Origin of the sequence: Enterococcus sp. DIV0008, from assembly GCF_050542615.1 — a bacterium.
Lineage (GTDB): Bacteria > Bacillota > Bacilli > Lactobacillales > Enterococcaceae > Enterococcus_D > Enterococcus_D innesii.
In genome coordinates, this window is sequence record NZ_CP172937.1 from 3,350,001 (window position 1) to 3,369,287 (window position 19,287).

A 19,287-nucleotide genomic window follows, 5' to 3' on the forward strand; every position below is an offset into this window, starting at 1 on the left:
TTGCGGTCGTACTCCCCAGGCGGAGTGCTTAATGCGTTTGCTGCAGCACTGAAGGGCGGAAACCCTCCAACACTTAGCACTCATCGTTTACGGCGTGGACTACCAGGGTATCTAATCCTGTTCGCTCCCCACGCTTTCGAGCCTCAGCGTCAGTTACAGACCAGAGAGCCGCCTTCGCCACTGGTGTTCCTCCATATATCTACGCATTTCACCGCTACACATGGAATTCCACTCTCCTCTTCTGCACTCAAGTCTCCCAGTTTCCAATGACCCTCCCCGGTTGAGCCGGGGGCTTTCACATCAGACTTAAGAAACCGCCTGCGCTCGCTTTACGCCCAATAAATCCGGACAACGCTTGCCACCTACGTATTACCGCGGCTGCTGGCACGTAGTTAGCCGTGGCTTTCTGGTTAGATACCGTCAAGGGATGAACATTTTACTCTCATCCTTGTTCTTCTCTAACAACAGAGTTTTACGATCCGAAAACCTTCTTCACTCACGCGGCGTTGCTCGGTCAGACTTTCGTCCATTGCCGAAGATTCCCTACTGCTGCCTCCCGTAGGAGTCTGGGCCGTGTCTCAGTCCCAGTGTGGCCGATCACCCTCTCAGGTCGGCTATGCATCGTTGCCTTGGTGAGCCGTTACCTCACCAACTAGCTAATGCACCGCGGGTCCATCCATCAGTGACGCAAAAGCGCCTTTCAACTTTCTTCCATGCGGAAAATAGTGTTATACGGTATTAGCACCTGTTTCCAAGTGTTATCCCCTTCTGATGGGCAGGTTACCCACGTGTTACTCACCCGTTCGCCACTCTTTTTCTTTCGGTGGAGCAAGCTCCGGTGAAAGAAAAAGCGTTCGACTTGCATGTATTAGGCACGCCGCCAGCGTTCGTCCTGAGCCAGGATCAAACTCTCATAATGATTTGTTTGAATGACCATACGGTCATTAAGCTCATAAAAATTAACTTTGCTAGCTATTGCTTGCATGTATTTGTTTCAATAAATTGAAACGTCCTACACATTGGTTCGTTTGCTTGCTTTGTTCAGTTTTCAAAGGTCTACCGTGCTGTGTTAGCAACTTTTATATCATATCAGAGTGACATTTGATTGTCAACTCTTTTTTAAAAGTTTTTTTCGCTCGTTGTTTTTCAACTTCGTAGCGGCTGTCTCAGCGACTTTATTAGAATAACAAATGATTTGTTATTTGTCAACAACTTTTTTCAATTAATTTTGTTGATGTATCAACATTGATTAACTGTTTTAAAATTGCGACTTCGTTATAATATCATCTGTCGAGCTGTGCGTCAACTACTTTTTTCAATTCTTTTTAGGAATTCAATTAGTCATTTGGCACATGTAATAATATACCAAGACTTGCGCTATTCGTCAACCATAAAATGATTGATAGACCAACGTTTCTAGTTACTCCGTTTCCAAAGATGATTCGTGATTTTTAGTCCGTGATTTCCGCATTTTTTAAGGACTTTTTCCGTTATTATTTGCCTATCGTTCGTCTTTTTCCTTTTTGTGTTTTCTTAATTCCTATCATTCTTATAAATTTAAGTATGATTTTATCTATTTTGTGGAATATTTGCTAAAATGGAGAAAAGAATATTGTTCCTAGGAGGACCCAGTATGAAAATACTTGTAGCAGATGATGACAAAGAGATCGTAGAACTATTAAGCATTTATTTACACAATGAAGGTTATGAATCGGTCAAAGCATATGATGGAAAAGAAGCACTGACCAAGATCCGCACCACTTCTGATATCGAACTATTGATCTTAGATATCATGATGCCGGAAATGGATGGCATGCAAGTCGTGAAAGAATTGAGAAAAGAATCCCAAATCCCTATTATTATGCTGACCGCTAAAACAACCGATATGGATAAGATTCGTGGATTGGTCGCCGGTGCGGATGATTATGTCACAAAACCTTTCAATCCATTAGAAGTTATGGCCCGGGTAAAATCGTTATTGAGAAGAACCAAGATGCAGGCTGCTTCAAATCAACCAGAGATTCTAGAAGTAAGCTCCCTTATTATCAATCGCGATTCCCATGAAGTAAAAACCGTCGATGGCAACGAAATTCAATTGACTGCATTAGAATTTGGCATCCTCTACTTACTGGCATCGCATCCCAACCGTGTCTTTAGCGCCGATGAGATTTTTGAACGAGTTTGGAAACAAGAAAGTGTCGTTTCTGCCAAAACAGTTATGGTCCATGTCAGTCACTTACGAGATAAGATCGAAGAAGCCACGGATGGTGAAAAAGTCATCCAAACAGTATGGGGGGTCGGCTACAAAATAGATGCGAAGTAAACCAACTGAAAAAAAGCGCAACACACCAATCGAAAAAAAGAAACGGATCACGTTGACCTCAAAGGAAATCAGTGAGTTATTTGCGGAAGGAATTGTAACGATTGTTCTTTTACTTCTATTAAATGTCGCTATTTTGGTCATCTTGACCTCAATACGAGAAAACTCACCGGTTTTAGTCGAAGCGATCTATGAATCGAAGAATGCGTTCACGGCTGCCTTCAACACAGATATCTTCCGCAGTGGGCGTAACTTCATTCTACCGATGTTCTTCCTATTAGATGTGATCGTCTTATATTGGCGTTTGATTCGCCGCTACCATCAAATGCAGCTACGCCACATTATCAGTGAGCTTCATTTTATTGCGGAAGGCAATTACGATCATCGCATCCCCTTCGAGTTACGGGGCGATTTAAGTCGGATCGTTTCTAATATCAATGGCTTAGTCGACAGTACGGTGGCGGCGATTGAAGATGAACGCCGGATCGAGCAATCCAAAGATGAGCTGATTACCAATGTTAGCCATGACATTCGGACACCATTGACTTCGATTATCGGCTATTTAGGTCTAATTGAAGATCGACAATACCATTCAGAAGAAGAATTGCTGAAATATACCCATACGGCGTATGTCAAAGCCAAGCAAATGAAATCCCTCGTGGATGATTTGTTTGAATACACAAAAGTGCGCCAGCCTAGCGTGCCGATCAATGTGATGGAATTTGATATGGCTCAGCTAGTGGAACAATTGGCGGCGGACTTTGAATTAGAAGCTAGCCGAAAAGGTATCAAGATTGAAACGTACACCCGTCCAGAGCATATCGAGATGGATGGCGATACCGAAAAACTGGTGCGGGTCTTCAATAACTTGCTTTCGAATGCCTTGAAATACGGCAAAGGTGCCGATAAGATCCGCATGGAAGTCGAGAAAGTCGGGACCGAAGCGATCTTAACAGTCAAAAACAATGGGCAAATGATCCCTAAGCAAGCCCTTGATTCCCTATTCGACCGTTTCTACCGAGTGGAAGAATCCCGCTCTCAAGAAACAGGAGGAACTGGCTTAGGTCTAGCGATCGCTCAAAGCATCGTCGCCTTACATGGCGGCTATATCTATGCCAAGTCAACGCCGGAATGGACGTCCTTTATTATCCATCTCCCGTTGAAACGCAACAACTTATCCAACACACAAACCTATGGTTGACGACCCAACATTTTTTGGGTATGCTAGAGAAAATAATCAAGGCACAGAACCTAGTATATTTTTTTCATCTGTATAGAGAGCTGATGGTTGGTGAAAATCAGTGTTGGAAAAAATAGAATCCAGTTCTTTAACGTGTATTTTTCGAAAGAAAAATCGTTGGCTCACGATACGAGCAGCAAGGGCAGCGCAAGCTGAACTTGGGTGGCACCGCGAATGGTCATTTCGTCCCAAGCAATACGGGATCGGAATGGCCTTTTTTCTATGGAAAAATCAAAGGAGGATGTATCACTATGTTAGATGTAAAAATGATTCGCCAAAATTTTGCTGAAGTACAAAGCAAACTCGCAACACGCGGCGTGCAAAAAGAAGTATTGGACCGCTTTTTAACGCTTGACGAACGTCGCCGAGAGCTCTTAGTCCAAACGGAAGAACGCAAGAAATTGCGCAACGATGTTTCTGGTGAGATCGCTGCCTTGAAACGGGCGAAAGAAGACGCGGCTGATAAAATTGCCCAAATGAAAGAAGTCGGTAGCCAAATCAAACAATTGGATGAAGAAATCGCCCAAATCGATGAAGACATCAAAGAGATCGCCACGACATTGCCGAACTTGCCGAATGATTCTGTTCCGGTGGGCAAAGATGAAGACGACAATGTAGAAGTCCGCCGCTGGGCAGAACCAAAAACCTTTGACTTTGAACCAAAACCCCATTGGGAGATCGCAGAAGACTTGGGGATCCTCGACTTTGAGCGGGGTGCCAAAGTTTCTGGTAGCCGTTTTGTTTACTACAAAGGCTTAGGTGCTCGTTTGGAACGTGCCTTATACAACTTCATGTTGGATCAGCATGTTTATGAGCATGGATATACAGAGATGATCACCCCGTATATCGTCAACAGCCAAGCAATGTTCGGTACTGGGCAATTTCCGAAGTTCAAAGAAGATGTTTTCCAATTGGCAGACACTGATTTGACTTTGATCCCGACTGCGGAAGTACCTTTGACCAACTACTATCAAGGGGAGATCTTAGAACAAGAGCAGCTCCCTGCCTACTTCACTGCCTTGAGCCCATCATTTCGTTCGGAAGCCGGCAGCGCTGGCCGTGACACTCGCGGCTTGATTCGCTTGCATCAATTCAATAAAGTCGAAATGGTGAAATTCAGTGATGCAGAACATTCTTATGAAGAATTAGAAAAAATGACGGCTAATGCCGAAGACATTTTGCAAAAACTCCATTTGCCTTACCGTGTGCTTAGCTTGTGTACAGGAGATATGGGCTTTTCTGCAGCGAAGACCTATGATTTAGAAGTATGGATCCCTGCCCAAGAGATGTATCGTGAGATCAGCTCTTGCTCAAACTGTGAAGACTTCCAAGCACGCCGTGCTATGATCCGTTACCGCGATCAAGAGGGCAAGATTCACTACATGCATACACTAAACGGCTCTGGTCTGGCTGTCGGTCGGACGGTGGCTGCAGTGCTTGAAAATTATCAAAACGAAGACGGCAGTGTAACGGTACCGGAAGTTCTGGTTCCTTACATGGGCGGACTGACAAAAATTGAAAAAGCCTAAGCCTTAGTAACCTCAGTAGCAACCCCTAGGGAACAGTCACACCGCGTGAACTGTTCCCTAGGGGTTTTCTTGTTCACGTCGCCTATAGTGGTTTCCATCCCCCCTAACCACTTTGATTGCTTCTTGCAAGAGAAACAACGCAACAAGGTTGTAATTTTTAAGCGAATAATTAGAAAAATCCCTTTGTCTTTTTAACCCTCTATCAGAAACCGGGCATGATCGTTGAAAGTGCCTGTGACTTATGGTAACGTGGGCATAATTTAGGATGGAATGAAGGGAGCTTCACCAATGCCCGAACGAAAGACCTATGCCCGTCGGAGTGACTTACACAAGAAACCAAACAATAATCAAAAACGAACAGCATCCGCTGAAGAAAGACCGAAAGGACCACCCTCGAAAAAGAAGCCGTATCGAAAAGCAATTTTTTCCTTATTCGCCTTATTATTGATCGTTTTGATTGCAACGGCTGGCTCAGTCCTTTACACGTTGCACCAACAAGAAGTTGCCGCCCAAGCAAAATATGAGGCAGCTGCGGAGAAATTACTGGCATCAATCCAAGCAGAACAAAGCCAAAATGGCTTAAAAACAATGCCTGAAGTGCTCTCCAAAGGAGCAAACAAAGAACTGATCTACCGCCCGCAAGACCTCGATACGTTTCCCATCAAAGATATCAAAGACCGGTTGACAAAAGCCGCTGAGTCATTGCGCAAAAAACAAACGGAAAAAGAAGTCGTCACCGTTGCCCGCATCCAAGCACAAGCAGCGGCGTCAAAGGTGTCTACTTATTCATTGAAAGCCGACAGCTATGTGTGGAATCGAGAAACCGGACGTTTTGAAGATGCGGACAGTCTAACGGATGCACCGATCTTCGTATCAGAGAAGACGCAAACCGAATTGTCTTTGAAAGAACTGGTTCCTGATGAAGGCAGCTTATTAGGTATTCAACAAGTCATTCAGCAGAAACTGCTGGATCAAGCCAAAGAACCCGCCAAAATCATCGACGCCGTCTTGGCCATGGAGCGGATCACCTTCGATTCGAAATTTACTTACGATCCAGAGAAGCTGACCATCGAATTGCCAAAAAATCAGACGGGAGCGACGGAAATCACCCTGCCTTACAGCGAGATCGCCCCATTCATTGATCCTGATCTCGTGGCTGCTGACCAACTCAACAATGCCTTGCCAAGTTTAGACCCCAATAAAAAATACGTGGCATTGACCTTTGATGATGGACCCAACAGTACCTCCACCATGGATCTGTTGAACATCTTACAAGAAAATGACGTTAAAGCGACCTTCTTTATGCTGGGACAAATGGTAGAGCAATATCCGCAAGCTGCTAAAAAAGTCCAAGAAGCTGGACACGAGATCGCCAGTCATTCTTACTCTCATCCGCAGCTGAATACTCTTTCAGCGGAAGATTTGCAGGCAGAAGTCACAAAAACCAACAAAGCCATTTATAATGCGACGGGTTTACTACCTAGAAATTTACGGCCCCCTTATGGCGCTATCGACAAACAAAGCGCACAAACCATTGGCATGCCGATCATTCAATGGGACATCGATTCTCAAGACTGGAAATTGAAGGATCCGAAGAAGATCAATGCCTTGGTGCAACAAAATGTCTTTAATGGTGCCATGATCTTGATCCATGATATTCACCCGAAATCTGTGAAAGCCGTACCGGGAGTCATTAAAATGCTCAAAAACGAAGGCTACGAATTCGTGACTGTCGATCAATTATTAGAAGCACGGCAAAAACCGCTGCATCAATACTTTGGGATGAACGACGAACGCCTCGTTGATTAAGAGAAAAGAGAAAAAGGAATGCAGCAAATTGTCTATTGCTGCGTTCCTTTTTGGTTATTGGATCGTTCCCTCTTTTTTTAGCCCTTCTTATCCTCATATACATTAGTCACAAAAATTTGGATCAACAGTTCAGCGACAGCTTTTGGCGGCATCGTTGAGAAATCTTTGAGCCAGCGTTCGATCAACCCGATAGATCCGCAGACAAAAAAGCTCAGGCACAGCTCCAATTCTTCCTCGGAAGCATCTTGAAAGTATTGGGCAAACCGTTTCAAGGTCTCCGGTTTGATCTCTGACAACAAAAGATTCAGCAAATGGCTGTTGTTCAACAGTATCAAATGGGTGGTACTAGGATTCTCATACAAAATCGTCAACAGCTTTTCCAACCAAAGATCCAATGACAAATTTTCCTGCTGCAAGTTCGATGCGATCTGCTCAACAAGCTCCCCTTCGATTTCCTCCAACAACGCGGCCGTATCCTTATAATATTTATAAAATGTTCCTCGGTTGATATCGGCTCGTTCCGCAATCTCTTTGATCGTGATTTTGCGGTACTCTTTTTCCAACAATAACTCCTGAAAGGCGCGTCGGATCACTTTTTTCGAGTAGATCGTTCGACGATTCCCGACAGTCCCTACCATATCGTCTCCCCTTTTCTCTGTACATTTGATCAATATTTGTCTATTTAATGACAAATAAGCAAGCATTGAGGATTGCTCTTACTTTTCTTTCTTAGTATACTAACACCATGTGATTAAATCAACACGTGTTTAAAAAATGGAGGCTTTATTAATGAGTTATGTTGAAGTAAAGAATGAATATAAACGCTATCAGATGGGCGAAACCACCATCACTGCCAACAACGATCTTTCCTTTGCCATTGAAGAAGGCGAATTAGTGGTGATCCTTGGCCCCAGTGGTGCAGGAAAATCGACCGTTTTGAATATTTTAGGTGGGATGGATTCGCCAGATGAAGGACAAATCATTATCGACAATGTCGATATCGCGAAGTTTAACGACAAACAGCTGACGGAATACCGCCGCAAAGACGTCGGGTTCGTCTTCCAGTTTTATAATTTGGTCCCGAATTTGACAGCAAAAGAAAACATTGAATTGGCAACAGAAGTCTCACCGAATGCACTCGATCCTGATGAAGTCTTAGCACAAGTCGGGTTAGAAAACCGTAAAAACAACTTTCCTTCGCAGCTCTCTGGTGGGGAACAGCAGCGGGTATCGATCGCTCGGGCGTTAGCCAAAAACCCGAAATTGCTATTATGCGATGAACCAACCGGTGCGCTGGATTTTGAAACAGGCAAACAAGTGTTGAAGCTTTTGCAAAACGCCAGTCGGAAAAACGGCAATACGGTATTGATCATTACCCATAACAGCGCCATTGCCCCGATCGCCGATCGGGTGATCCATATCAACGATGCCACTGTCCGTTCCATTGAAGAGAATCCTCACCCCATCTCGATCGATGAAATCGTTTGGTAGGAGGATCTGATGAAAAATAAGACCTATCTTAAAGCAAGTTTGCGAGAGATTCGCCAATCAAAAGGCCGCTTTATCGCAATCACCTTGATCATTTTTTTAGGAACGTTTCTCTTTGTCGGTGTCAAAGCGACCGGCCCGATCCTGAATCATTCCGCGAGTGAATATGTCAACGGCCAGCAATTAGCAGATCTGCAAGTCACTTCCACGCTGGGATTGACAGAGGAAGACATTGATGCCGCGGAAAAAAGCGGTGCTCACACAGAAGCCGCCTATCAATTTTATTACGCTGCCAACTCAGATGAGGTCGTGCAAGTGACCTCCTATGACCCCTCACAGGAACTCAACCAGTTACTGGTGAAGGACGGCCGACTGCCAGAAAAAGCCGATGAAATCGTGCTGGACACCGAAGCAAAAAATTATGGCTGGCAAATAGGGGATACTTTTACGATCGATGATGCCGATAATCTGTCGGACAAAGAGTATACGATCGTTGGGTTTGCCACTTCTCCCATTTATATTAGTGCTGCCGAACGGGGCTATGCAAATGTCGGCAGCGGTGTCGTGACGTATTTTGCTTATGTACCGGAAGAACAGTTCACGATGGAGGTCAAATCGATCCTCTATCTCGCCTTTGATGATGTCGCCGGGCTTGAAACATACTCCGATGCGTACACCGACAAGCTGGCAGCCCATCAAGAAACGATTGAGGAACTGTTTGCGGATCGCCCTAAAGAACGCTTAGCAGAAATTCAGCAAGACGCTTTTGATGAATTAGCCCCTGCAGAAAAAGAAGTCCGCGATGGACAAAAACAGTTAACTGATGGACAAACCCAACTGGATCAGGCCAAAGCGGAACTAGAACAACAGCAAGCCGCCTTAGCACAGCTGCCGCCCGTACAACAAGCAGCCCTCGAAGGCCAATTGGCAGCTGGGGAAGCAGAATTGACACAGCAGCAAGCCCAATTAGATGAACAGCAACAAGAACTAACTGATGCCCAACAAACACTGGCAGAAAAACGGGCAGAGATCGAAGACTTGGCAGAGCCCACGTATCTTTACAACCAGCGCAAAGACAATCCCGGTTTCCAAGAATATGGCGGGCTGTCTGATCGTATCGCCGCGATTGCCAATGTATTCCCAGTCTTCTTCTTCTTTATCGCTGCGTTGATCACCTTTACGACACTGACGCGGATGGTAGAAGAAAACCGTAAAGAGATCGGTACCTTAAAAGCGATGGGCTATGGCAAAGTCGAGATCTCCCTTAAATATTCGATTTATGCCCTCCTTTCTTCGGCCATTGGCATTATTAGTGGGGCCGTATTAGGAACCGAACTGTTGCCGCGTTTGATCTATTTCCTATCCAGCGAACGGTATCTTTTAGACGGGATTCGCGTCTATTATGTCTGGTCGCCAATTATTTTGGCCGCAATCGCCTTTTTACTGGCGACGCTCGGTGCTTGTCTCTTTGTTTTGATCAAAGAATTGCGGGAAAAACCCGCTCAGCTGCTGCAAGTTCGCGCACCAAAGCCCGGGAAACGGATTTTATTAGAAGCAATTACCCCCTTATGGTCACGGTTAAGCTTCAATCAAAAAGTCAGCTTCCGTAACATTTTCCGCTACAAATCGCGAATGATTATGGCGATCATTGGCATCGCCGGTTGTACGGGACTGATGGTGGCAGGCGTTGGGTTGAAAGATTCCCTAAGTGCCGTGACTGCGAAACAATTTGGGCCCATTACGGATTATCAAGCCGTCGTGACCTTAAATGATGCGAAGGAAGAAACCGTTGCTGCCGCTGAAACGGTTTTAACAGACGAGCCTCTTGTGACCCATTCGATGCTAGTCTACAATGAAACGATCGAGATTCGACCGGCTAACCAAGGAAAACAAAGTTTGACCTTGATGGTTCCGGCAGATCAGGATGCTTTTGCAGACTATGTCCATTTGAAAACGACGGCAGGACAGAAGCTGTCATTAACAGAGGGCGCCGTACTGACTATGAAGTACGCAGAATTGTATGATCTGCAGGTTGGCGATACATTGACCTTCTATACCAGCGATCAAGAAGCCTTTGAAGTACCTATTAGTGGCATCGCAGAAAATTATTTAGGCAATTCTCTTTATCTGTCACCAACCGTTTACGAAGAAATCACCAATAGTACCTTTGAACCGAATGCGTTCTTAGTCAAAAGCAAGACGATAACGAAAAAGCAAGAGGAAGCTTTATCAACAGCCTTGTTAGATACCGACAAAGTCAAAAACACGACGTTCCTTTCCACTCAGATCAAAATGCAGGATGATTCGATGGGCAATTTGAACTCCATTGTCTTGATCTTAGTTGTACTATCAGGGGCATTAGCCTTTGTCGTCTTGTATAACTTGACCAACATCAATGTTTCCGAGCGGATTCGCGAGCTTTCTACCATTAAAGTATTAGGGTTTTACAATAAGGAAGTCACCATGTACATCGTACGGGAAAATATCGTCTTTACGTTATTTGGGATTCTCGCAGGCTACGTGGTAGGTTACTTCTTGACTGACTTTATTTTGATCCAAGCTTCGATGGAAAACATGGTCTTTCCATTAGTGATCAATTGGCCGGCTTATGCTTTAGCCGGTGGCATGACGATTCTCTTTACGATCATCGTGATGTTCGTCACCCATGTGAAGCTGACTCATGTCAACATGATCGATGCTTTGAAATCAAACGAATAAGCTGCTGCTAAAGTGATTTGCTGATCATCCAGCAGCGATTTTAAAGAAAAGGACGCCACTCTTGCCTAGATAGCTGAGAGTGACGTCCTTTTTTGAACAAATAATCCCCTCTGTCCGCTTTTGAACAGAGGGGATCGTTTGTTTTCACGTGAAACATTTTATGATTTTACAGAGTAGTTCGGTGCTTCTTTCGTGATTTGAACATCGTGGGGATGTGATTCTTTTAGTCCGTTGCCGCTCATTTGGATAAATTGTGCTTCATCACGTAATTGCTGTAGATTGCCAGCACCGACATAACCCATCCCTGATTTCAACCCGCCGATCATTTGGAAGATGATATCAGAAACGCTGCCTTTATAAGCGACACGCCCTTCAATGCCTTCTGGAACCAATTTGTTGGCTTCGTTTACGCCCCCTTGGAAGTAACGGTCGCTGGAGCCTTTTTCCATTGCCCCCAATGAACCCATTCCGCGGTACGTTTTGAAGCGACGGCCTTGATAGATTTCGAATTCACCTGGTGATTCATCGGTTCCTGCCAACATGCTGCCTAGCATTACGGCATGACCGCCAGCTGCTAAAGCTTTGACGATATCGCCAGAGTACTTGATCCCACCATCAGCAATGATTGCTTTTCCGTATTGACGTGCCACAGAGGCTGCATCATAGATCGCGGTCAATTGAGGAACTCCGACACCGGCTACCACCCGAGTAGTACAGATCGATCCTGGACCGATCCCGACTTTTACGACATCGACACCAGCATCATACAATGCTTTCGTGCCTTCGGCAGTGGCAACATTTCCAGCAATCAATGTCGCTTCTGGGAAATGGGCACGAATTTCAGAGATTTTGCGTAAAACACCGGCACTGTGTCCGTGGGCAGTATCAATGACGATCGCATCCACGCCTGCATCCAATAATGCTTGTGCACGTTCAAAGGTATCGCTGGTAACGCCGACTGCTGCTGCCACTAATAGGCGTCCATGCGTGTCTTTGGCTGCATTCGGGAATTCGATCACTTTTTCAATATCTTTGATAGTGATCAACCCGCTTAAGATTCCTGCTTCATCAACGATCGGTAATTTTTCGATCTTGTGTTGTTGTAAGATTTTTTCCGCGTCTTTCAACGAAGTACCGACAGGTGCTGTGATCAATTGGTCTTTGGTCATCACATCATTGATCGGCATCGTATAATCCGTGACAAAACGCATGTCGCGGTTCGTGATGATACCGACTAATTTGCGGTTTTCCATCGTTTCTACGATCGGTACCCCACTGATGCGGTACTTGCTCATCAAATGTTCTGCATCAGCAACTAAGTGGGTTGGTGTTAAGAAAAACGGATCGATGATCACGCCGCTTTCAGAACGTTTTACTTTGCGCACTTCATCTGCTTGTGCTGCGATACTCATGTTTTTGTGAATCACGCCAAGTCCGCCTTGACGCGCCATTGAGATCGCCATTTTACTATCAGTTACGGTATCCATACTGGCACTTATGATTGGAATATTTAGTGTAATATTCGGGGCAAGCTGCACTTTCATATCCACGTCATTTGGCAAGACGTGACTTTCTGCCGGAATCAATAAGACATCATCAAACGTTAACCCTTTTTTTACAAATTTGGTTTCCCAGTTGGACATTTTTGTAACCACTCCTTAAAGTTTTTAGGTATTTTAAAAAAAATAGCAAAGATTTTTTCATAAGTCAACCATTCGGAAAGCTTTCTTAATAATCCTCTTCAAACCTTTGGTCAAATCTCATAATTCGCCATTTTTTCTAAAAAAACACGCTGATCGTGCGGTCTTTTTTAACAAAAGAAGGCGCACGATCAACGTGTAGCCATCAGCCTCTAGGAACAGACAGACTGCTGATGATATTGTATTTGCGTTTCAAGTAGTACTTCGCTGCTAATGCCACTGCCCCGATCAAGGCTTCAATCACAGGATCCACTTGTGGATTCAATGGTGGTTGGATCATCGCAGAAAGCGAGATCACAACGATCCATAGCATGAAGGCTGCGACTAAAATCAAAATGATCTTCCACATCTTCGGCCGTTTGCTCTTATCGGCACCTGGGCGTTCATATTGATACATGTATTTGTACATCAAGTAGAAGACCCAACCAGCAAGCATCGCCATCAAGAAGAGGGTCAATAAGCCATAAGGTTGTGCTTGTCCTCTAGTAAAGATTCCCATAACCCCTAACATCAACCCAAAAATCCCTAAAATCAGCAAGGTGTTATCCAACCACATCAAGAAGGGGCCGGATTCTTTTTGCTCAACGGGTTTGTTGATGATGGCTTCGGTACGTTCAGACACTGTACCAAATAATTGGCGGGCCGTTTTGCCGCCTTTTTGTTCTTTGACTAAGACCGGCAGCATCTCATGCAAGGCAATCGTTTTTTCTTCTTCAGAAAGGTTGGCTGCCTCTAGCGATTTTTTTAAATCAAATATATATTGTTGGTTTCGTTTTGTTAATTGTTGTTCTAATTCACGATTTTCGGAAACATAATTTCGCAGAGTTTCTGGTTCCATGAATTGATTCTCCCTTCTGCGTTTTCTTCACAATGGACATTTTACCACAAATTCACTGGGAAGAAAGCCCTTTATACGTTAAAACGGAACAACATCACGTCGCCATCTTGCACGACATAATCTTTTCCTTCCAAACGTACCCGACCGGCTTCTTTGGCCGCTTGCATCGTGCCGTATTGGTTCAGATCCTCAAAGGAAACAGTTTCCGCACGAATAAAGCCGCGCTCAAAGTCCGTATGGATGATCCCCGCTGCTTGCGGTGCTTTGATGCCTTTACGGAACGTCCACGCACGCACTTCTTGTTCACCAGCGGTAAAGTACGTTGCTAGACCCAGCAAATCATAGGCGGCACGAATCAATTGATCCAACCCTGATTCTTCAATTCCTAATGCTTCTAAAAACTCTGCTTTGTCTTCTTCTTCCAGCTCAGCGATCTCTTCTTCAGCACGAGCACTGATGACGATCACTTCCGCATTTTCGCTTGCTGCAAATTCTTTCACTTTGTTGACATAGTCATTGGTTTCATAGTCTGCCACGTCTTCTTCTGCTACGTTGGCAACGTATAAGACTGGTTTGGTCGTTAGTAAAAACAAACTTTTGACGATGCGCTGTTCTTCATCTGTAAATTCGATCGAACGAGCAGAGATCCCTTCTTCTAAGACCGGTTTGATCTTATCAAGAACGGCCAGTTCCGCAACTGCATCTTTGTCTTTGGTTTTGGCAATTTTTGCGACCCGAGTATAGCGCTTGTTGACGGATTCTAAATCCGCTAAAACCAACTCCAAATTGATGGTGTCGATATCAGCTAATGGGTCCACGCGGCCTTCTACGTGGGTGATGTTGTCATCGTCGAAACAACGAACGACATGACAGATCGCATCCACTTGGCGGATATGGCTCAAAAATTGGTTTCCTAATCCTTCCCCTTTGCTGGCACCGCGGACGATTCCGGCAATATCCGTAAATTCAAAGGTGGTTGGGACCGTCTTTTTCGGACGGACTAATTCTGTTAAACGCTGTAAGCGCCAATCTGGCACTTCCACCATTCCTACATTCGGATCGATCGTCGCAAACGGGTAGTTTGCGGCTTCTGCTCCTGCTTTGGTTATTGCATTAAATAAAGTAGATTTGCCCACATTTGGCAATCCAACGATTCCGGCAGTTAACGCCATGCTTCACTTCACTCTTTCTCTTTTTTTTCTAGGATTTTCTTCATCTTTTTATCAAATTCTCGGCGCGTCATCATGACGATGTGGCCGCAATTCGTACACTTTATTTTGATGTCTGCCCCCATGCGGATGATTTCCCAACGATTGGCTTTGCAGGCATGCGGTTTTTTCATTTCGACAATATCCCCAAGATCATACATCTTTATCACCTCAAGCTTCATCAAATTGAATGTTCAACAAATCTAAAATACGGGTTAAATCTTTTTGTGACAGGTATTCGATCTCGATTTTTCCTTTGCCTTCTTTTTCGCGGATCTCGACATTCGTGCCGAATTTATCCATTAACCGTTCTTCGCTTTCTCGTAAATAGTACGGTTTTTCTCGAATCAGACGCGGCACTTTTTTCTTTTCGTTTTTCGTGTCGTTCATCTCAGCGACCATTTGTTCTAATTGGCGGACTGTCAGATTTTCTTTGACACAACGATTGGCTAATTTTAAGATCTGTTCTTTGTTTTTCAAGCCTAATAATGTCCGAGCTTGCCCCATAGACAAACGGTCATCTTGAACCATTTCTTTGACGAGTTTCGGCAAGGACAGTAACCGCAAATAATTGGCGATATACGGGCGGCTTTTCCCTAAACGTTCAGCGACTTGTGCTTGGGTCAATTTCAAGTTCTTCATCAGCATGTCATAGGCTTCTGCTTCTTCTAAAGGATTTAAATCTTCCCGCTGCAAGTTTTCTAAAACGGCGACTTGCATCATCGCTTCTTCATCAAAATTGCGGATGATGGCGGGGATCGTTTCCTTGCCAGCTAATTTGGACGCTCGAAACCGGCGTTCACCAGCAATGATCTCATAGCCTTTGACAGATGATTGCCGCACGATGATCGGTTGAAAGACCCCCGAATGTTGGATCGAATTGGCTAGTTCTTGTAATGAAAGCTCATCAAAGGTTTTTCGCGGTTGATAAGGGTTGGGTCTTAATTCGTTTAAAGGCAGTTCAACGACTTTTTCTGTCTTGATATCGACTTCTTCTAACCCTTGCAGGTCTTGAAACAACGCATCGATCCCACGCCCTAATCCTTTCCCTTTATTCTTCACGGGCTAACACTTCCTTTGCTAACGTCTGATAGACTTCGGCTCCTTTTGAGCGTGGATCATAATCAATGATCGACAATCCATGACTAGGTGCTTCAGACAACCGGATATTCCGTGGAATAATGGTTTCATACACTTTTTCTTGGAAATAGCGGCGGACTTCTTCCACGACTTCCGCGCCTAAGTTCGTGCGGGCATCATACATCGTCAGTAAGACCCCTTCGATCTCTAACTCAGGGTTAAAATGTTTTTGTACTAAACGCACGGTATTCAATAGTTGGCTCAGCCCTTCTAATGCATAGTACTCACATTGGACTGGGATCAAAATCGAATCACTGGCGGTAAAGGCATTGATCGTCAAATGACCTAAAGATGGCGGGCAATCGATAAAGATATAATCGTATTGTTCTTTGATTTCATTCAAAGCCGATTTCAATCGAGATTCCCGTGCCATCATGGAGGTCAATTCAATTTCCGCACCAGCTAATTGGATCGTCGCTGGAACGATATCCAAGTTTTCTCGGCTGCTAGGTAAAATCGCTTCAACGATCGGTGTTTCATTGACTAATACATCATAGATGTCTTGTTCCACATCTGGTTTGCGAATGCCGACACCGCTTGTGGCGTTGCCTTGGGCATCAATATCTACGAGTAACACTTTTTTGCCGACAAATGCTAAGGACGCACCTAGGTTCACCGTTGTGGTGGTTTTGCCTACGCCGCCTTTTTGGTTTGCAACAGAAATAATACGGGCCATTGATTTTCCTCCTATTTAATTGGTTGTTTCGCTGGCATTCCCGGTTTGCGGGGGTATTTCTTTGGCGTTTCTTTTTTCTTTTGAATGATCAAAAGATGGCGTTCATCGCCGCTGACCGGTAAGGTAAAGCTTTTTTCTTCAATAAATTTGCCGCCTAAGAGTGAGATCGCTGGTTTGGCTTCAACCAGTTCTTCCTCGCTTTTGGCAGCTTTGAGCGCATAAAAATAGCCTGCTTTTTTCACCAATGGCACACAGAGTTCCGTTAACACATTCAAACGGGCAACCGCACGAGCGGTCACATAATCGAATTGCCCACGAAATTGCGGGTTTTGACCAAATGTTTCTGCACGGTCATGGTACAAGTGGACATTTTCCAATTGTAGATCCGTCACAAGAGTTTGTAAAAAGGTGATGCGCTTATTTAAAGAGTCGACGATCGTCACTTCTAATTCAGGAAACACGATTTTTAGTGGAATACTTGGAAAGCCAGCACCTGAACCGACATCGCACAAATGACTTTGCGGGTCAAAGGCGGTTTCAAAAGCTAAGGAAACAGAATCGTAGAAATGCTTTAAATACACTTCTGATTTTTCCGTAATTGCGGTTAGATTCATCTTCTGATTCCATTCGACCAAACGCTCGAAATAGACAGCGAATTTTTCCATTTGTTCTTCGGTTAAAACGATCCCGTTTTTGCGTAATTCTTCATGAAATTCTTCAGGTAGCATAACGAATCCTTTCTATTTTGTGAAACAGAAAAATGTTTCACAGACTAGTTCCTACTTTAACGCAAAAAGCAATGTGATGCAATAGCCAGCGATTGCTTTCTAGGAGAATTTACCATTTTTTAACTGGGGCTTTAAGGTTGGTTTAAGGCATGGGAATTATACTCATTTCAATCCAAAAAACTTTTTTCATTTTTCCTTGACCAGCAAGGCTGCCAACCTTGCTGGTCAGCTTTTCTTCGCAAAGAAACAAGCATTGATCTCAGGATCAATGCTTGTTTTTGTTTCATATGAAACTTTTTATTTCACGCGAGGTTCGTTGTATTCTTCGATACGATCAGACGCGCGGGAAGCCGCATGTTTGGCTTTGTTGGTTTGACGTGAAGCAAAGTCGCCGGTTTTAGAAGCAGCTGACGTTACTTTGTCTTGAACCGTTTCTTGTTCCTCTTCGTATTCAGCGATCGTTTTCACATCCACAACGTTGATGTTAACTTCGATCACTTCTAATTGGGTCATTGTTGTTACTTCTTTTTGGATGACTTCTTTGACTTGGTCAGCGATTTCTGGGATGTTGCGGTCGTATTCAACCACGATATCTAAATCAACGGCTACTTGTTTTTTCCCTACTTCGGTATTGATACCGGCAGTCACATTGTCTGTATTGACCAATTTTTCAGCAATATTAGAGAAGAAACCACCATCGACCGTCAACAGACCATCTACATTTTCTAATGCGATCCCGATGATTTTTTGGATCACTTTGTCATCATAGGTCAATGAACCATGAACGGGTGCATCCCCGGTTGGTCCTTCAAAATCGTTGTGTCCAGGTTTTGGCGGTGCTGGATGATGTCCAGCTGGATTTGGATTTCCTGGTGCTGGATGATCCCCTGGTTTTGGTCCATTTTGTTGTCCTGCTACTGCTTTTTCAGCATTTGGTACCACTGGATCAGGTGATTCAGTCATTGGAATCGCATTTTCATTGGCTTGATGATTGGTGTTGGGAACCACTGGATCTGGATGTGCACTGACATTTTTTTCATTGTTTAATTCGTTTTTATCGTTATTCATTAAAAATTCCTCCTATAAAATACGTTATTGTTGGTTAAAAAATTCGTCGATGATACCGGTACGTTGGAGATACAATCCTAGCGCAAAACCCAAACCTGTTAGGAGTAGAATCAGCAATGTTTTGAAAAAACCGATCGTTACAAACAACACAGCCAGAACAAGGCCGATTGCTCCAAAAATCAATGGGATTTTGTATTGTTGTAGTTCGTTCATCATAGCCCTCCTATTCTACTCGCGGGTTTTCCGGAGTCTCATTTTGTTCAAAATTCGCGTAATTGACTTCGACTTTGACTTTTTCACTTGAGCCAAGCACTCGTTGGACATCTTGTTGGATTTCCGCCATTAAGTTTTCGGTTTTGCCAACTAAGGCAGACGTCCGTTTCAAGCGGCCTTTGATTTTGATTAAAATTCGATTTTTGGTCGCTTTGACATGAACTTTTGGTCCTTCAACAAATTCTTTTTCATTTACTTTCGTACGTACAAGTCCTTCGATTGCTTTCTTATCGATCGTCAATGCGCCCTTATCCTCTTTCAAAACAAAGGTTGTTTTGGTTTTTGGATAAAACAGCACGACTAAGATCACGATCAAGAATAAGGCGATCAAGACAACAGCTACCCAAAACATATATTGACGCATAAACAAGTTGTCAAAGAAATACGTGACGACATTGCCTCTGCTGTCCAAACCAAATGGCAGCTGCATATAAGGATTACTCATTAATACGATTGGTAATAAGACAGTGATAAAGATCAACGAAACGATGATTGATACGATTTTCCACCCTTTACTCATAGGACACCTCCTCCTTTTTCTCCGATTTTTTG

17 protein-coding genes, 1 rRNA gene and 1 other annotated feature (1 of these 19 cut by a window edge) are annotated in these 19,287 nt (G+C 44.1%); of the genes, 6 read left to right on the forward strand and 12 right to left on the reverse strand.

Features of this window, described 5'->3' with window-relative positions:
• Positions 1-919 (reverse strand): 16S ribosomal RNA (locus tag IGI84_RS15790) (it extends 641 nt beyond the left edge of the window).
• 714 nt (positions 920-1,633) lie between these two features.
• Here IGI84_RS15790 and IGI84_RS15795 point away from each other — a divergent pair.
• The 4 genes from IGI84_RS15795 to IGI84_RS15810 all read left to right on the forward strand — a co-directional run bounded on the left by IGI84_RS15795 (position 1,634) and on the right by IGI84_RS15810 (position 6,898).
• On the forward strand, positions 1,634-2,323 hold the full coding sequence (locus IGI84_RS15795) for a response regulator transcription factor (protein WP_008376963.1): 690 nt from the start codon (positions 1,634-1,636) through the stop codon (positions 2,321-2,323).
• Positions 2,313-3,521, forward strand: a complete 1,209-nt coding sequence (locus IGI84_RS15800) for a sensor histidine kinase (RefSeq protein ID WP_005226244.1) — start codon at positions 2,313-2,315, stop codon at positions 3,519-3,521. The genes IGI84_RS15795 and IGI84_RS15800 overlap by 11 nt, the downstream gene beginning before the upstream one ends.
• A 35-nt stretch (positions 3,522-3,556) precedes the next feature.
• Positions 3,557-3,754: a binding site (T-box leader), on the forward strand.
• A 57-nt stretch (positions 3,755-3,811) separates the two neighbouring features.
• Complete coding sequence (serS, locus tag IGI84_RS15805; RefSeq protein ID WP_077453275.1) at positions 3,812-5,089, forward strand: serine--tRNA ligase; 1,278 nt, start codon at positions 3,812-3,814, stop codon at positions 5,087-5,089.
• A gap of 288 nt (positions 5,090-5,377) precedes the next feature.
• The gene (locus IGI84_RS15810; RefSeq protein ID WP_368256759.1) at positions 5,378-6,898 is read left to right on the forward strand and encodes a polysaccharide deacetylase family protein; all 1,521 of its coding nucleotides are present in this window, start codon (positions 5,378-5,380) and stop codon (positions 6,896-6,898) included.
• A gap of 77 nt (positions 6,899-6,975) precedes the next feature.
• On the opposite strand, the gene IGI84_RS15815 is transcribed toward IGI84_RS15810, so the two are convergent.
• Complete coding sequence (locus tag IGI84_RS15815) at positions 6,976-7,602, reverse strand: TetR/AcrR family transcriptional regulator (RefSeq protein ID WP_194195063.1); 627 nt, start codon at positions 7,600-7,602, stop codon at positions 6,976-6,978.
• Positions 7,603-7,687: 85 nt separating this feature from the next.
• On the opposite strand from IGI84_RS15815, the gene IGI84_RS15820 reads away from it, so the two are divergent.
• A complete protein-coding gene (locus tag IGI84_RS15820; protein ID WP_010748457.1) occupies positions 7,688-8,389 on the forward strand; it encodes an ABC transporter ATP-binding protein in 702 nt (233 codons plus the stop codon).
• Between the two features lie 9 nt (positions 8,390-8,398).
• Positions 8,399-11,104 carry an FtsX-like permease family protein gene (locus tag IGI84_RS15825; protein WP_430600558.1) on the forward strand — a complete coding sequence of 902 codons (2,706 nt, stop codon included), beginning with the start codon at positions 8,399-8,401 and terminating at the stop codon, positions 11,102-11,104.
• Between the two features lie 158 nt (positions 11,105-11,262).
• On the opposite strand, the gene guaB is transcribed toward IGI84_RS15825, so the two are convergent.
• The 10 genes from guaB to amaP form a co-directional block, all read right to left on the reverse strand.
• A complete protein-coding gene (gene guaB / locus IGI84_RS15830) occupies positions 11,263-12,747 on the reverse strand; it encodes an IMP dehydrogenase (protein ID WP_074535545.1) in 1,485 nt (494 codons plus the stop codon).
• Between the two features lie 202 nt (positions 12,748-12,949).
• Positions 12,950-13,642, reverse strand: coding sequence for a DUF1129 domain-containing protein (locus IGI84_RS15835; RefSeq protein WP_005226251.1), 693 nt, complete (start codon positions 13,640-13,642; stop codon positions 12,950-12,952).
• Between the two features lie 71 nt (positions 13,643-13,713).
• Positions 13,714-14,814 carry a redox-regulated ATPase YchF gene (ychF, locus tag IGI84_RS15840; RefSeq protein ID WP_005226252.1) on the reverse strand — a complete coding sequence of 367 codons (1,101 nt, stop codon included), beginning with the start codon at positions 14,812-14,814 and terminating at the stop codon, positions 13,714-13,716.
• An 8-nt stretch (positions 14,815-14,822) separates the two neighbouring features.
• Positions 14,823-15,011, reverse strand: coding sequence for a DUF951 domain-containing protein (locus tag IGI84_RS15845; protein WP_005226253.1), 189 nt, complete (start codon positions 15,009-15,011; stop codon positions 14,823-14,825).
• Positions 15,012-15,021: 10 nt separating this feature from the next.
• Positions 15,022-15,912 (reverse strand): ParB/RepB/Spo0J family partition protein, encoded by an 891-nt coding sequence (locus IGI84_RS15850; protein WP_005226254.1) that lies wholly within the window; start codon positions 15,910-15,912, stop codon positions 15,022-15,024.
• The gene (locus tag IGI84_RS15855; protein WP_005226255.1) at positions 15,902-16,666 is read right to left on the reverse strand and encodes a ParA family protein; all 765 of its coding nucleotides are present in this window, start codon (positions 16,664-16,666) and stop codon (positions 15,902-15,904) included. Before IGI84_RS15855 ends, IGI84_RS15850 begins: the two co-directional genes overlap by 11 nt.
• 11 nt (positions 16,667-16,677) lie before the next feature.
• Positions 16,678-17,394 carry a 16S rRNA (guanine(527)-N(7))-methyltransferase RsmG gene (rsmG, locus tag IGI84_RS15860; RefSeq protein ID WP_005226256.1) on the reverse strand — a complete coding sequence of 239 codons (717 nt, stop codon included), beginning with the start codon at positions 17,392-17,394 and terminating at the stop codon, positions 16,678-16,680.
• Between the two features lie 297 nt (positions 17,395-17,691).
• The gene (locus tag IGI84_RS15865) at positions 17,692-18,462 is read right to left on the reverse strand and encodes an Asp23/Gls24 family envelope stress response protein (protein ID WP_368256863.1); all 771 of its coding nucleotides are present in this window, start codon (positions 18,460-18,462) and stop codon (positions 17,692-17,694) included.
• A gap of 24 nt (positions 18,463-18,486) precedes the next feature.
• Entirely contained in the window at positions 18,487-18,678 is a 192-nt protein-coding gene (locus IGI84_RS15870) for a DUF2273 domain-containing protein (RefSeq protein ID WP_005226258.1), read from the reverse strand.
• Positions 18,679-18,685: 7 nt separating this feature from the next.
• The gene (gene amaP, locus IGI84_RS15875; protein ID WP_005226259.1) at positions 18,686-19,255 is read right to left on the reverse strand and encodes an alkaline shock response membrane anchor protein AmaP; all 570 of its coding nucleotides are present in this window, start codon (positions 19,253-19,255) and stop codon (positions 18,686-18,688) included.
• Between the last annotated feature and the right edge of the window lie 32 nt (positions 19,256-19,287).

Excerpts from the sequence above, each read along its gene's own strand:
- IGI84_RS15845 (WP_005226253.1), bottom strand. The coding sequence starts at position 15,011 with ATGTATGATCTTGGGGATATTGTCGAAATGAAAAAACCGCATGCCTGC.
- IGI84_RS15870 (WP_005226258.1), bottom strand. The coding sequence starts at position 18,678 with ATGATGAACGAACTACAACAATACAAAATCCCATTGATTTTTGGAGCA.
- IGI84_RS15800 (WP_005226244.1), top strand. The coding sequence starts at position 2,313 with ATGCGAAGTAAACCAACTGAAAAAAAGCGCAACACACCAATCGAAAAA.
- rsmG (WP_005226256.1), bottom strand. The coding sequence starts at position 17,394 with ATGCTACCTGAAGAATTTCATGAAGAATTACGCAAAAACGGGATCGTT.
- IGI84_RS15835 (WP_005226251.1), bottom strand. The coding sequence starts at position 13,642 with ATGGAACCAGAAACTCTGCGAAATTATGTTTCCGAAAATCGTGAATTA.
- IGI84_RS15810 (WP_368256759.1), top strand. The coding sequence starts at position 5,378 with ATGCCCGAACGAAAGACCTATGCCCGTCGGAGTGACTTACACAAGAAA.
- IGI84_RS15825 (WP_430600558.1), top strand. The coding sequence starts at position 8,399 with ATGAAAAATAAGACCTATCTTAAAGCAAGTTTGCGAGAGATTCGCCAA.
- IGI84_RS15865 (WP_368256863.1), bottom strand. The coding sequence starts at position 18,462 with ATGAATAACGATAAAAACGAATTAAACAATGAAAAAAATGTCAGTGCA.
- guaB (WP_074535545.1), bottom strand. The coding sequence starts at position 12,747 with ATGTCCAACTGGGAAACCAAATTTGTAAAAAAAGGGTTAACGTTTGAT.
- serS (WP_077453275.1), top strand. The coding sequence starts at position 3,812 with ATGTTAGATGTAAAAATGATTCGCCAAAATTTTGCTGAAGTACAAAGC.
- ychF (WP_005226252.1), bottom strand. The coding sequence starts at position 14,814 with ATGGCGTTAACTGCCGGAATCGTTGGATTGCCAAATGTGGGCAAATCT.
- IGI84_RS15795 (WP_008376963.1), top strand. The coding sequence starts at position 1,634 with ATGAAAATACTTGTAGCAGATGATGACAAAGAGATCGTAGAACTATTA.
- IGI84_RS15855 (WP_005226255.1), bottom strand. The coding sequence starts at position 16,666 with ATGGCCCGTATTATTTCTGTTGCAAACCAAAAAGGCGGCGTAGGCAAA.
- IGI84_RS15815 (WP_194195063.1), bottom strand. The coding sequence starts at position 7,602 with ATGCTTGCTTATTTGTCATTAAATAGACAAATATTGATCAAATGTACA.
- IGI84_RS15820 (WP_010748457.1), top strand. The coding sequence starts at position 7,688 with ATGAGTTATGTTGAAGTAAAGAATGAATATAAACGCTATCAGATGGGC.
- amaP (WP_005226259.1), bottom strand. The coding sequence starts at position 19,255 with ATGAGTAAAGGGTGGAAAATCGTATCAATCATCGTTTCGTTGATCTTT.